The sequence below is a fragment of the Flavobacterium kingsejongi genome (assembly GCF_003076475.1).
GTDB lineage: Bacteria > Bacteroidota > Bacteroidia > Flavobacteriales > Flavobacteriaceae > Flavobacterium > Flavobacterium kingsejongi.
Map to the genome: position 1 here is coordinate 2539955 of NZ_CP020919.1, position 14480 is coordinate 2554434.

The 14480-nt window shown below is 36.8% G+C and carries 13 protein-coding genes; 7 read left to right on the plus strand and 6 right to left on the minus strand.

Going from position 1 to position 14480, the window contains the following annotated elements:
* Positions 1–198: 198 nt before the first annotated feature.
* The 5 genes from porQ (at position 199) to FK004_RS11190 (ending at position 6323) form a co-directional block, all read left to right on the plus strand.
* Positions 199–1218 carry a type IX secretion system protein PorQ gene (gene porQ / locus FK004_RS11170; RefSeq protein WP_108737338.1) on the plus strand — a complete coding sequence of 340 codons (1020 nt, stop codon included), beginning with the start codon at positions 199–201 and terminating at the stop codon, positions 1216–1218.
* 9 nt (positions 1219–1227) lie between these two features.
* Positions 1228–1923: a (d)CMP kinase gene (gene cmk, locus FK004_RS11175; protein ID WP_108737339.1), complete on the plus strand. Its 696-nt coding sequence runs from the start codon at positions 1228–1230 to the stop codon at positions 1921–1923.
* A gap of 76 nt (positions 1924–1999) precedes the next feature.
* Positions 2000–3376, plus strand: coding sequence for a nucleoside permease (locus FK004_RS11180; protein ID WP_108737340.1), 1377 nt, complete (start codon positions 2000–2002; stop codon positions 3374–3376).
* A gap of 407 nt (positions 3377–3783) precedes the next feature.
* Positions 3784–5556, plus strand: coding sequence for a 30S ribosomal protein S1 (gene rpsA / locus FK004_RS11185; protein ID WP_108737341.1), 1773 nt, complete (start codon positions 3784–3786; stop codon positions 5554–5556).
* 203 nt (positions 5557–5759) lie between these two features.
* Positions 5760–6323: a fasciclin domain-containing protein gene (locus FK004_RS11190; protein ID WP_108737342.1), complete on the plus strand. Its 564-nt coding sequence runs from the start codon at positions 5760–5762 to the stop codon at positions 6321–6323.
* A 102-nt stretch (positions 6324–6425) separates the two neighbouring features.
* On the opposite strand, the gene FK004_RS11195 is transcribed toward FK004_RS11190, so the two are convergent.
* From FK004_RS11195 to FK004_RS11210, 4 genes are all read right to left on the minus strand, one after another.
* Positions 6426–7400, minus strand: coding sequence for a T9SS type A sorting domain-containing protein (locus FK004_RS11195; protein ID WP_108737343.1), 975 nt, complete (start codon positions 7398–7400; stop codon positions 6426–6428).
* 173 nt (positions 7401–7573) lie between these two features.
* Positions 7574–8371, minus strand: a complete 798-nt coding sequence (locus FK004_RS11200; RefSeq protein ID WP_108737344.1) for a hypothetical protein — start codon at positions 8369–8371, stop codon at positions 7574–7576.
* Positions 8320–8655 (minus strand): hypothetical protein, encoded by a 336-nt coding sequence (locus tag FK004_RS19330; RefSeq protein ID WP_108737345.1) that lies wholly within the window; start codon positions 8653–8655, stop codon positions 8320–8322. Before FK004_RS19330 ends, FK004_RS11200 begins: the two co-directional genes overlap by 52 nt.
* A gap of 151 nt (positions 8656–8806) precedes the next feature.
* Positions 8807–9631 (minus strand): IS5 family transposase, encoded by an 825-nt coding sequence (locus FK004_RS11210; protein ID WP_108735890.1) that lies wholly within the window; start codon positions 9629–9631, stop codon positions 8807–8809.
* A 159-nt stretch (positions 9632–9790) separates the two neighbouring features.
* Between FK004_RS11210 and FK004_RS19200 the strand changes: the two genes are divergently transcribed.
* A complete protein-coding gene (locus tag FK004_RS19200; RefSeq protein WP_157956081.1) occupies positions 9791–9937 on the plus strand; it encodes a hypothetical protein in 147 nt (48 codons plus the stop codon).
* A 202-nt stretch (positions 9938–10139) separates the two neighbouring features.
* On the opposite strand, the gene FK004_RS11215 is transcribed toward FK004_RS19200, so the two are convergent.
* Together FK004_RS11215 and FK004_RS11220 are read right to left on the minus strand one after the other, a co-directional pair.
* A complete protein-coding gene (locus FK004_RS11215) occupies positions 10140–11105 on the minus strand; it encodes a DUF6600 domain-containing protein (protein ID WP_108737346.1) in 966 nt (321 codons plus the stop codon).
* Positions 11106–11179: 74 nt separating this feature from the next.
* Entirely contained in the window at positions 11180–11716 is a 537-nt protein-coding gene (locus tag FK004_RS11220) for a hypothetical protein (protein ID WP_108737347.1), read from the minus strand.
* A gap of 206 nt (positions 11717–11922) precedes the next feature.
* Here FK004_RS11220 and mgtA point away from each other — a divergent pair, with 206 nt between their 5' ends.
* Positions 11923–14475, plus strand: a complete 2553-nt coding sequence (gene mgtA, locus FK004_RS11225; protein WP_108737348.1) for a magnesium-translocating P-type ATPase — start codon at positions 11923–11925, stop codon at positions 14473–14475.
* Positions 14476–14480 lie beyond the last annotated feature (5 nt).

Below are 14480 nucleotides of genomic sequence, written 5' to 3' on the forward strand. Positions count from 1 at the left end.
TCGCGGGCCTTGCCCGCGATATTTTTTTGCGATATCTAGACAGGCTGGAGTATATAATAAGAAGAGCAGAATTGGGGATAGTTGCGCTTATTTGCTTATTTTTGCCGCGGTAAAATGCCTTTAATTAGGTAGAGATACATTTATTTAAAAATAATATCTTCGCATCTGCGTTATAGTAGTCATAAATTAATCTTAAAGATGTTAAAAAAAATACTGGTATTCTTCTTTTTTTTCTGCTGCGCCCTGTCTTTTGGCCAAATTGGAGGAAAGTATACTTATCAGTTTTTGAATTTAGTCACATCACCGCGCCAGGCCGCTTTGGGTGGAAAAACGGTGACTATTTATGACTATGATGTCAACCAGGCGATTTTTAATCCTGCAACGATCAATCCTGAAATGGACAATCACCTCTCGGTCAATTACGGTAATTATTATGGGGAAGTGCAATATGGTACTGCCGCCTATGCGTATACCTGGGACCGTCATGTGAATACATTACATATAGGGGTTAATTATGTGAATTACGGGAAGTTTGAAGGTCGGGATGAAAATGGGGCTTTGACTGCAGAATTTACCGGAAGTGAAATTGCCTTGTCCTTTGGTTATGCTTATAATATTCCATGGAGCGATATTTATATTGGTGCTAATGCCAAACTGATTTCGTCTACATTAGAAAGCTATAATTCTGTTGGTGGTGCCTTAGATATCGGTGGGCTTTATATAGATCAGGATAATGATATTAATATTGGGCTTTCTATCCGGAATATAGGGACGCAGTTTTCTACTTATGCCGGATTACAGGAAAAGTTACCCCTGGAGATTGTCGCCGGGATTTCACAGGAAATGGAAAATGTACCGTTACGCTGGCACCTGACTCTGGAGAACCTGCAGCAATGGAAGCTGGGTTTTTCCAATCCGGCTCGGGCACAACAAATCATTGATGGAGATCCACAAGAGGAAAAAGTATCGTTTTTGAACAATGCACTGCGCCACGTAATAATTGGTGCGGAATTGTTCCCGAAAAAAAGTTTTAATATTCGTATGGGGTATAATTTTAGAAGAGGCGAGGAGTTGCGGATCGATGAGCAACGGAATTTTTCCGGGGTATCTTTGGGGTTTGGCCTTCGTTTCAATAATATAAAATTTGATTATTCCTATTCACGCTATACAGCTGCTGCAAACACGAGTTTGTTTGGCTTAATGATTAACCTTCAATAATACATTCTTTTGGAAAGAAAAATTACCATTGCTATTGACGGCTTTTCCTCAACCGGGAAAAGCACTGTTGCAAAAGAACTGGCCCGTTACCTGGGTTATATTTACGTAGATACGGGAGCGATGTACCGCGCTGTTTCGCTGTATGCCTTACAGCAAAAGATTATAGGGAAAGACCATTTTGAAGTAGCAAGGCTAATTGAGGAATTGCCTAATATTACGCTGCAATTCCAATACAATGAAAAGCTGGGTTTTGCTGAGATGCACCTGAATGGTGTTAATGTTGAAAAAGAAATCCGCACTTTGGAAGTTTCAGGGTACGTAAGCCGTGTAGCTGAAATATCAGAAGTACGGGCGAAATTGGTACAGCAACAGCAGGAAATGGGTAAGAATAAAGGAATTGTAATGGACGGTCGTGATATTGGTACCGTGGTTTTTCCCGATGCCGAACTGAAATTATTCATGACTGCCAGCCCTGCAACCCGAGCGCAACGCCGTTTTGACGAGCTGACCGCAAAAGGGGATGCTGTGCACTATGATGAGGTTCTGGAAAATGTAATTCAGCGGGATCATATTGATACCAACCGAAAAGATTCCCCATTGGTAAAAGCGGAAGATGCAATTGAGATCGATAATTCCTACCTCACAAGAGAGGAGCAGTTCGATGCCGTGCTTGAATTGGTGTCTGAATTTACTAAAACGATTTAATTTTTGCTGATATTGTTTTTAATAGTAGCTTTACAGGCTGCTGAATTTTCAAAATAAAAAGCGATAAAAATATTTTATGGGAATTAAAAATAGATTGATCTCAATGAGCTTTCTCCAGTTTTTTGTATGGGGAGCCTGGCTTATCACCATAGCAAATTATTGGTTTGGTACTAAAAATTGGGATGGAACCCAATTCGGACTCCTTTTCGGAACTATGGGAATTGCCTCTTTGTTCATGCCGACATTAACCGGAATTATTGCTGACCGTTGGGTAAATGCCGAAAAACTCTATGGGATACTCCATATTTTATATGCTGGAGTTTTGTTTTACCTGCCACAGGTCACCACTCCAACGACCTTTATTTACATCATGTTACTGGCCATGTGTTTTTACATGCCTACAATTTCGTTAAGCAATTCCATTTCTTATACCGCATTAAAACTGAATAATAAAGACGTGATAAAGGATTTTCCTCCCATTCGCGTTTTTGGGACTATAGGATTTATCGTTGCCATGTGGATCACCAATCTTACAGGAAATAAAGCAACAGAATACCAGTTCTATATTGCAGGTATTGCAGCGCTAATTCTTGGCTTGTATGCTTTCACGCTACCAGCTTGTAAACCGCAAAGGCTTACTGAAAAAGATGCGTCGCTAATGGATACTTTAGGTTTAGGGGCATTCAAGTTGTTTGCCAACTACAGAATGGCTTTGTTTTTTATATTTTCGATGTTTTTGGGCGGTGCTTTGCAGCTTACGAATGCTTATGGAGATGTCTTCCTGGATGAATTCAAGCATTTTCCAAAATATGCCAATTCCTTTGTGATTGAATACTCTACCATTATCATGTCGATTTCACAGATTTCCGAAACCTTATTTATATTAGCAATTCCTTTTTTCCTGAAACGTTTCGGGATCAAACAGGTAATGCTTATTAGTATGTTGGCCTGGGTATTGCGCTTTGGCCTGTTTGCTTATGGGGATCCTATCGATGGCTTATGGATGATTTTGATGTCTTGTGTAGTATATGGAATGGCATTTGATTTCTTTAATATTTCAGGATCACTGTTTGTGGAAACCAATACGGATGCAAAAAATCGTTCTTCTGCACAGGGAATGTTCATGATGATGACCAATGGTTTTGGGGCTATTTTTGGAAGTTTGACTTCCGGATGGGCGATTGACCGTTTTTTTACCAAAAGCTTTACCTCTACTACAGAATTATCTACGTTCCTGGATACAACACCTGCCAATTCACAAATGTCTGATTTTGTTTCGGGTCAAGGGATCACTATCTCACCAGAAGGTGTTTTTAGTAATCCGTTGATGATGAAAGACTGGCATAATATCTGGTTGTCTTTTGCGATCTATGCTTTGATTATTGCTGTGGCTTTTGCTATTATGTTCCGTCACAAGCACAATCCAAATGAGGTGACAACTATAATCCATTAATATTCTTCCAATAGTATATTCTACAAACCGGTTCTTAATAGTGCCGGTTTGTTGCGTTTTGTATGGGGCTTGTTGTGATGAAAGGGCTGTATAGCCCTGATGCAAGGGAAAATCCTCCTGGTTTTTACCAAGAGATTTGGAAAAGCAGCAGGTCGAGGGGAATAGGGAAGTACGATAAGCGGTGCTCCACATAACGAGTAACCTACTGTAAGTATGGGGTGTTCAGGGCTAACATTCTAATAATCAAAGAATGTTTGGTAAATTAAAAATAAAGTATTAATTTTGCGCACCTTTTGGCGGAGAAGAGTTTCCATTAGGAATCAACTATTTATGTAAAACACTTCTGCTGTTTTCTATCGCATCAAGAAACTCGAGAGAACACGGAATACAAATTTTTATCAGAACAGATGTCTGAACAAACAAAAACACAAGAAGATTTTTTAAATGAGTTTAACTGGCATAACTTCGAAGAAGGTATCGATGCAGTAGATGAAAAAAATCTTAGAGAATTCGAAGAATTAGTTGATAAAACTTTCATTTCTACAGATCAGGAAGAAGTTGTTGATGGTATTGTTGTTAGAATTACTGACAGAGATGCTATCGTTGATATCAACGCTAAATCTGAAGGTGTTATCTCACTTAACGAATTCCGTTACAATCCAAACTTAAAAGTAGGTGACAAAGTAGAAGTATTAATTGATGTTCGTGAGGACAAAACAGGTCAATTGGTATTATCTCACAGAAAAGCACGTACTATCAAAGCTTGGGACAGAGTTATTTCTGCTAACGAAACAGGAGAAATCGTTAATGGTTTTGTAAAATGCAGAACTAAAGGAGGTATGATCGTTGACGTATTCGGTATTGAAGCTTTCTTACCAGGATCTCAAATTGACGTTAAACCTATTAGAGATTACGACCAATACGTGAATAAAACAATGGAATTTAAAGTTGTGAAAATCAACCACGAATTCAAAAACGTTGTAGTATCTCACAAAGCGCTTATTGAAGCGGATATTGAAGTACAGAAAAAAGAGATTATCGGACAATTACAAAAAGGTCAGGTGTTAGAAGGTGTTGTTAAAAACATTACTTCTTACGGTGTATTTATTGACCTTGGAGGTGTTGACGGTTTGATCCACATTACTGACCTTTCTTGGAGCCGTATCAACCACCCAAGTGAAGTTCTTGAATTAGATCAGAAACTGAACGTGGTAATCCTTGATTTCGATGATGAGAAAACAAGAATCCAATTAGGTCTGAAACAATTAAACGCTCACCCATGGGATGCACTTAGTGCAGACCTTAAAGTAGGTGATAAAGTTAAAGGTAAAGTTGTAGTTATCGCTGATTACGGTGCATTTATCGAAGTTGCTGACGGAGTTGAAGGTTTGATCCACGTTTCTGAAATGTCATGGTCTACTCACTTACGTTCTGCTCAGGATTTCGTAAAAGTTGGAGATGAAGTAGAAGCTGTAATCCTTACATTGGACAGAGAAGACCGTAAAATGTCTTTAGGTATCAAACAAATGACTCAAGATCCATGGACTGATATCACTTCTAAATACCCAGTAGGTTCTAAACATACAGGTATCGTTAGAAACTTTACAAACTTTGGAATTTTCGTAGAATTAGAAGAAGGTATCGACGGATTGATCTACATCTCTGACTTATCTTGGACTAAGAAAATCAAACACCCATCTGAATTCGTAAACGTTGGTGAAAAACTTGACGTTATCGTATTGGAACTGGATGTTGACGGACGTAAATTATCATTAGGGCACAAACAGACTACTGCTAACCCTTGGGATAAATATGAGGATTCATTCGCTGTTGGAACAATCCACAACGGAGAAATCTCTGAAATCGTTGACAAAGGTGCTACTGTAGAATTCGGTGATGATATCGTTGCTTTCATTCCAACCCGTCACCTTGAAAAAGAAGATGGTAAAAAATTGAAAAAAGGCGATGTTGCTGATTTCAAAGTAATTGAATTCAATAAAGAATTCAAAAGAGTAGTGGCTTCTCATACTGCTATCTTCCGTGAAGAAGAAGAGAAAAATGTGAAAACTGCTACAGAGAATAACAATTCTTCTTCTAACAATGCTTCTGCATCTACTTTAGGAGATAACAATGATATTCTTGCTGAATTAAAAGCTAAAATGGAAAAAGGAGAGAAATAATCTCTGATTCTTTTAAATAGTAAAGCCCCTGAGTAATCAGGGGCTTTTTTTTTTTAAATCGACCGATTCTGTTGTTTAGTAATGGTTTAGCTTCATTTAGTAATGGTTCTAAAACTTAAAATTATGTTAAATGCTCCGGAAGTAAATCCAATAGGGAAACTTCCCCGTAAATGACATTATAAACTTTAAAGAAACCAATTACCATGAAAACAAAAAATTTAGTATCAGCTGCTCTTTTAGCACTTACAGTATTCTGCGGAACTTCAGCTTTTGCACAAAAAGAAAAAACAGTTATGGTTGGAGGCGCTGCCATGTATCCTTCTAAAAACATTATCGAAAATGCGGTAAATTCAAAAGACCATACTACCCTGGTTGCTGCAGTTAAAGCGGCAGATTTAGTAAGTACTTTAGAAGGAAAAGGGCCATTCACCGTTTTTGCTCCAACGAATGCTGCTTTTAACAAACTTCCAAAAGGTACAGTAGAAACATTACTGAAACCAGAAAACAAAAAAATGCTTCAGTCTGTACTTACCTATCACGTTGTTGCAGGTAAAATGGACAGTAAAGCGATTGCTGCTGCAATCAAAGCCGGAAATGGTAAAGCAGTACTTACGACTGTAAGTGGTGGTAAACTGACCGCTATGATGGATGGAAAAAAATTAGTACTTACTGATGAGAAAGGCAATAAATCAACTGTAACTATTGCAGACGTATACCAGTCTAATGGTGTAATACACGTAGTTGATACTGTATTAATGCAAAAATAAGATTAACTGTTTCAAATTAAGATTGTAGGTTTATTTTGGGGAAACACCCGGCTGCTTTGCAGTCGGGTGTTTTTATTTATAACTTATGTATTGTAATAGGAATTATTTTTTTATAATTACCTCTGAAGTATTTGTTAGACTAATTGTCTTAATTATATAGTTCCCACTAGGAAGCGAAGTGATGTCAATAGTATTATTATTTAGCATATTGGTAAAATCACCAATATACTTACCTACTTCGTCAAATACTTCTACTTTTTTTAATAAGTCACCATTTTTTACTTCAATAGTTAATTTTTCTTTTACAGGATTTGGATAAAATTTTATTGTATTATCAACGACAATTCTTTGCAATTCTTCTGTTTCATCCTGCGTGTCATCTTTTTCTGCAGCAGTAGCTGTTGAATTTATAGAACTGTAGTTATTTATACCTGGCTCAATAACAATTGATTTTATTTGTGAATTTGCTAAAGTTGGTGCTGAACTATCAATGAGTAGCCAGTAGTCTGAATTAGAATCAAAATCAATATTTGGGGTGATTGAGTATGTATTGAAATTATTGTAAGTAGCATTTGATGTATTATTAGTTAAATAGGTACCTCTTCCTTCCCAAACACTATTTGTAGCATCATTTGATTTTAAAATTTTGATATAAAAATCATCATTATTTGTTGTTGAAGTTGGAAAATTTCGAGTAAGTAATTTTATTTTTAACCTTTTAGGAAGACCATTTAATTCTCCTATTTCACCACTGATTTTTTGACTAATTTGAATAACGGTATAATTTGGAGTGCCATTTTTTAATTCAATATTTTTAGGATTAAAGTTGGCTTTACCAGAAGGTGACCATCCCAAATTTGAAATATTTTCAGGATTTAGTATGAGCGAGCCATTAAATGAATTTTGTAGAACATTTGATGTTTCGAAAGAACTCCATTCCCTAAAAGAAAATACATTTGAAATTTTTATTGCTTTAGGTCTGCCGGAGTAATTAATTGGAATTGTGCGTTTCAAATTAAGACTGTTAGCATTTGTGCAAAAACTAGAAATGGGAATTTCATTAAGAGGAATTGCCATAGGACCTTCACTTAAATTTAAACTTCTAAAATCTTCATTTAAGAGATACGAATATAATGCTCCTTTGCTAAGTCTGTTTCCTGTTATATCAACAATTAAAGGTATATTTTGATTGTTCAGATTAACATTTGAACAATCAATAAATGCTAAGGGAATATTTGTGAGTGTGTTCTCTAAAAAATTATCTCGAATAATGATATGTAATGAATTACTTTTAATAAAGGCCCCGAGTTGGATGGGCCATTATATATTAAAATATCATTATGATAAATTAAATTTTGTGATCCAAATTGCAGATTTCCATTTGAATTAATTCTGCTTAAATCTAATATTGCATATTTAATAAATTTCATTATCCTATTGTTACTAATGGTATTGAGGTCGCATGCGGCTAATTTTATCCCTATTTCGAAACCTTCAATGTAATTTTCGGATATGACAGAATCAAAAGTTTCGTAAAGATTTATTGCTGTATTCCCCGTTGACCCATTATTGTAAAAGTGACAGTTTTTTATTTTGATATTAAGTATTTGTTTTGTCTCTACAGGATCGCTATTGTCGTCTTGATTTATTTGTATACCGTTCATACATTGAAACATGAGGTTTTCAAAAGATGCATACTCCTTTCCGGTTGGAGATCCAGTATTGTTTATCATTCTAAAAACTGGATTGTTTGAAGATGATACAATTAATGAGCTGGGGCCATCACCATATATAATGTGGTTGCTGTCCATTGCTAAATCAATTGAATTATTAATATAATATATACCTTCGTAAGCTAAATCATCTGGCCAATAAATTTTTGATAGATGAACTTTGGAATGAAAGTTTACAGCATTTTGTATTGATTTAGTCCAATCACTTTGTAAAATTGGTTGCCACCATTGTGGTAGTGCATGCTCAATTTTTGGCCTTCCGGTTACTTTTCCACTTCCAATACAATTGAATATTTGAAAATTCCCAGCATCCATTGGCCGTTGATTGTCAAAGTCACTCCATTATTAATTGTAATTATTGAACCATTATAAAATTTCAAGGATAAATTTTTTGGAACTACTAAATTAGAATTAACTGTTAGGTTATTATTTATGTGTAGAGTTGAAGTGCCATTTCCAATTGTATTTATAGCATCTTGTAAGGTTGTAAAAGTGGAGGGTACCGGTGAAGTTGCTACAATTTGATAAGTACCTACCTGGCTAAAACCAAAATTAAAAAATAAAATACAAAATAAGACATAAAAGTAATTTTTAAACATAATATAAATATTTAGGGGGTTAAATTTTAGTTATAATAATAGGAAATTACTTTATTAAAAATTTTCAAAGATAAATATATTAATATCATATTAAGGATTAAAAAAATGTAAACTTAATCTTGTAATGAAAATATTTTTATAATGAAGTGGTTTAAACTTTTTCCTTTTTAAATTTTTTTGATGCTATTACTATAAATGCTATATAATTGAATCCTTTCCAAGATTCAGTTGTTGTGTCATATCTATTTAAGATTGACCTAAACCCATCTAACCAGGCATTTGTGCGTTCGATTGTATATCTCTGCTTATAGAGTTGCTCATCAAAATATTCATCCCTCTCACTATGACCGTTACGTTTGTTAAAACAGATATTAGCTTGAATGTTCTTATCTGAACATGCTTTTCTTAAGTCTTTAGAGTCAAAACCTGCGTCTGCATTGAGGAACAATCCATCTACAGAAATATTGGCTTGTTCTAATGTTGCTGTAATGTCTTCAAACTGAACCTCAATATTATACAGGTCGTTGTGGTTTCCCGCAAGAGGTTCTGACATTGCTAATGGCAAGCCTTGCCTATCGGTTAGATAGAGTGAATTAGTTGTTTTTCGCTTCTTCCGACCTTGATAGTCAACCTGTTCACCGCCTCGGATAGCAGGAGTATGGCTTCCGTCCAAATCCACACTGGAAAGGTCAAGTTTTGAGTGATGACGGCTAAGGAATTTAATCCAACAAGCTTTCCAGAAACCGCAAAGACTCCACTTGCGATAGTGATAGTAAACAGATTGCCAACTTATAACCTTATTTTCAAAAAGAGCCCTAATGGGTAGCTGATGCCATTGAAGGCCCGTTTTAAGTTTGTAGAGTATAGCATTTATCACTTCTGATAATGGAACTGTTACAGGAAATCCACGACGGGCTTTAGGTATATATGCAACAATTTCCAATTCTATTGTATCTTTGTCAAGTACACTGTACATAAAGGGTTGGTTTTGATAATTGTATGTTTAGCGACACAAATATCGACAACCCTTTTTTAATTCTAAAAAAAGTTTAAATCACTTCAATGTATGTTAAGGAGTTATATCTTATTTTTTTGGAACTTTAGCAGATATTATAGACGTAGAAAAAATTATTATATGAATTTATATTATCATTCAGAAATTACAAACAAAAGGGATTTCAGGTATAACCTCAATGGTAATTCAATGACGATACCTTATCTTGGAGAGCTTTCCGGAGCACTAAAAATCCGTTGTTCTTTACCGATTGGTAAAAGTGTGTAGTTTTAAGAAAATCTAAAATTTATTAGATCTATTAAAAGACGAAAAGCCATTAAGAACCTATATAGATTCTTAATGACTTTTTAGTTTGTCTTCTAAACAAATCTTATTTTAAAGGATCAATATTTTATCTATGGAATAATGCTGCTCAATAAAAAAAAATCCTGCACAATGGTGCAAGATTTTAGGGTAGGATAAGGTTATTTTAATTGCTACGGCGTCCGCCACCGCCACCACTATTTCTAAAATTGCCGGCTTCGGCATGGAATGCTGGTAGTCGTTCGATATTGGCGCGCTGTTCCGTGTGTTGCATGGTTGGAATTTGTTCTTCTGTCATGATGGGCCGTAACTTTGATGTTTCCGCTTTGCGGAATTCCTGTGGTTGTAATGATTGCTGCGGAAATTGTTGCCGTGTTTCTTCCGGAGGTTGTATTGCAGGGCGATAGACTTTCATAGGATTGTCTTTCGCCATCGTCGGGCTCATTTTCTGGATTTCCTTTAGAGGTGCCTGATCTATTTTCCGGCTTACATATTTTTGGACTTCCTGCACTTCCGGACCTTTGGAATAGTACAGATTATGGTTGCGTGTGGTGGTAAAATTATTCACGATCGAAATACGATTAGCAAAATTGGAAACACGCTCCGGACGTTCAATTACTGCCGAGAGATTACGGTCATAAATGTGATCGCGACTGCAGGCATTCCAATAGAAGGAATGTGGTCGCCAGGTATCATATTGGCGAATACCATCTATTCCGGGCATAAGAGGTGCCCAGCAATAGTAGTTATCCACAGTACCCCAGGTGACCCAGGCAGGAGACCACTCGTACCCCGGAATCCAGAGCCAGCCGTAAAGATCGTCGTATAGCCATCGGCCATAGTGAAAAGGTGCCCAGCCCCAATTGTAATCCGAGGCCCAGGTCCAGCCTTCCTGTGAAGAAATCCAGCGACCATTGGTATTGTAAGGACGAAAATCACCCTCTACACGTGGATTCCAGACATGCCCATAGTTGGGATAATCAATCCAGGTGCCATACGGTGATAGATTGTCGTAAAAGGTCTGATAGGTTACTGTGGCAGATCCGGGATCTTGTGCCCTGATGGAAGATCCTGAAACTACCATAAAACAAAGTGCCCAAAAAAAGGATGTGCCTATTAATTTATGTGTCATATTACATTTTTTATGAGGTTTTGCAAATTTGGGGTAGAAGATGCGTTATAAAATTGTCTGATCTTTAAAGGAAGTTATTTTATATCGGCGAAGTAGGTGACTTGCCCGTTTGTAGTTACTTTAACTACTACATTTTTAGCATCTTTCTGCAATTCCACAAAATAATTATCGGCATCTTCAAATGGTAGATTGTACAGTACCATTTCGGAATTGCTATCCTCATTATTATCATAGAAAATAACCGCTTTTTGGGTATATCCTTTGTATTTATCTCCAATAGCCTTTTGTGCTTTTTTAGGTAAGTCTGAAAATGCTTTTACAGTCGAGGTGCCTACTAAAATGGCATCATAATCATAATAGGCCGTAACTGATTTTCCATCTTTCATGAAAGTGGCTTCATCAAAATTTTTCGTTCTTTCCCATGTAGGATTTGTGTTTTTTGGGAAATCCATTGCGAACTGATCTTGTGACCTGGCATTCACTTCGTTGCCTTCTAATTTTCGTAATTCCTTACGTTCCTGGCGTTTTTCTTTTTTCATGGTGGTTTGTGCTGCTACAATCGTAGTCGAAAATGCGAGCACCAGTGCGGATAATAAAACTAATTTTCTCATAACTAGTAAAAAATTAAATTAATACTATGCAAATGTTGTTAATTTAATATAAATTTATAATAAAATTAAGCAACTGAGTGATTTTTAACGATTTATATGATACTTTTTTTTGAAAAAAGCTAATAAAGGCTAGCAGTTAAAATGGATCACAAGTAGTGTTCATTTAAAGTTCAGCGGAGTAGTAGAACAACTAAACAAGCAGTGCTATGGAAGATAAAGGAAATACTGAAAATAGTTTTTGGCATTTTAGCCCTGAAGTACTCTTTGTACAATTATCCAGTAGCCTTAAGGGAATTGATACTGCTGATGCGACCCAAAGGATAAAAAAGTATGGACCCAATACGCTGAAGGCAAATACAAAATCTTCTGCTTTTCTACTATTTATATCGCAATTTAAAAGTCCGGTAACACTATTGCTGATTATTGCCGCCATATTATCGGCAGCTCTTAATGACCTTGCCGACGCATTAATTATTTTGTGTATTATACTGGCCAGCAGTATTCTTGGCTTTTGGCAGGAAAAGGGCGCTGCTAATGCAGTCAGGGAATTATTGAAAATGGTGCGCCTGCGATGCACGGTATTTCGGGATGGAACACCAAAAGAAATTGCGGTGGAAGATGTAGTGCCGGGTGATGTTGTAATTTTATCTGCCGGTGATATTATTCCCGGAGATTGCCTGATCCTGGATTCCAGTGAATTATTTGTAGATGAAGCAGCTTTTACTGGAGAAACCTTTCCGGTAGAAAAGGAAGCTGGCATTCTACCTGTTGCAACACCTTTATCTCAAAGGAATAATACATTGCTTATGGGAGCCAGTGTAATAAGCGGTAAGGCAACTGCTATAGTAGTCCTGACAGGCAAGCAGACCGAATTCGGTAAGATATCCACACATTTGCAGGTAAGGGCACCGGAAACCGATTTTGAGAAAGGGATCCGCAAGTTTGGGTATATGCTGATGGAAGTTACGTTGGTTTTGGTCATTATTATTTTCGCGATTAATGTCTTTCTCCATAAGCCGATTTTAGATTCTTTCTTATTTTCCCTGGCATTGGCTGTAGGGTTAACACCACAATTGCTGCCTGCTATCATCAGTGTCAATCTTTCTACCGGAGCCAAGCGAATGGCAAAGCTGGATGTGATTGTAAAGCGCCTGTCTTCAATTGAAAATATCGGAAGCATGAATATTTTATGTTCGGATAAAACCGGTACCATTACAGAAGGGAAAGTAAACCTAAAAGATGCTTTAGACAGCAATGGTGTGCATAATGATAAAGTACTCGAGTATGCCTGGCTCAATGCGTCGATGCAGAAAGGCTTTCGAAATCCAATTGATGAGGCGATTTGTACCGCTTATAAAGGGCTGCCCACCACTTTTACAGTCCAGTCCGAAATCCCCTATGATTTTATCCGGAAACGCTTGACAATTGTGGTTAAAAATGAAACAGGTGTTTTGGCCATAACAAAAGGAGCATTGAATGCAATCTTATCCATTTGTGACCAGGTAGCCCTTTCCGATGGGAAATTATCAGATATTTCAACTGCCAAAACAACAGTTTTACAGCAATATGAGCAATTGAGTGCTGCAGGTTTACGCACCTTAGGCGTAGCGTACAAACCGCTTACAGATGCTGAAGATTTTACCCGTGATGGGGAAAAAGGGATGATCTTTTTGGGTTTTATAACGTTATTTGATCCGCCAAAACCAGATGTAATAGGGGTTATTAAAAAACTGAACGGACTGGGAGTGCAATTGAAAATTATTACCGGTGATAATGCGTTAGTGGCCAAAAGCCTGGCATTGCAGATTGGTATTGAAGCTCCTAAAATAGTAACAGGTTCAGAACTGCTGAAAATGAGTAATACAGCCCTGCTACACCAGGCAGCCCGGATAGATATTTTTGCAGAAGTGGAACCCAATCAAAAAGAACGTATTATTTCCCTGTTAAAAAAAGGGGGGAATGTGGTTGGTTTTATGGGAGATGGAATTAATGATGCCCCGGCATTGCATACAGCAGATGTCGGTATTTCTGTAGATACTGCAGTCGATGTTGCTAAGGAAGCAGCAGATATTGTATTGTTGAACCAGGATCTTAATGTACTGACCAATGGGATCATTGAAGGGCGAAAAACATTTACCAATACCATGAAATATATTTTTATGGCAACAAGCGCTAATTTTGGAAATATGTTCAGTATGGCCGGCGCCTCTTTGTTTTTACCTTTTTTACCCTTACTGCCCAAACAAATTTTATTGACAAACCTCCTAACAGATTTTCCGGAAATGGCCATTGCAACCGATCGTGTTGATCTCCTGAATATTCAAACACCACAACGTTGGGACCTGTCTTTTATTAAAAAATTTATGGTTGTTTTTGGTTTGCTGAGTTCGATTTTTGATTTCCTGATGTTTGGGATATTATTGTTTATTTTCCATGCAAAAGAAATCGAATTTCAAACCGCCTGGTTTACCGAATCCGTTATTTCTGCGACATTAATTGTATTAGTGGTGCGTACCCGATTGCCCTTTTTTAAGAGCCTCCCCGGTAAATACCTTTCCATAGCGACTGCACTCATTGTCCTTTTCGTATTGATGTTACCCATTACGCCTATAGCAGTTTGGTTTGGTTTTACGCAATTACCATGGCAATTATATGGCTGGATATTTATGGTTATCACAATATATATCATTTGTGCTGAACTGCTGAAACATTGGTTTTACAGTAAAATGATGCAATCTTCTCAAAAAGCCCGCTCTTAAAAAAG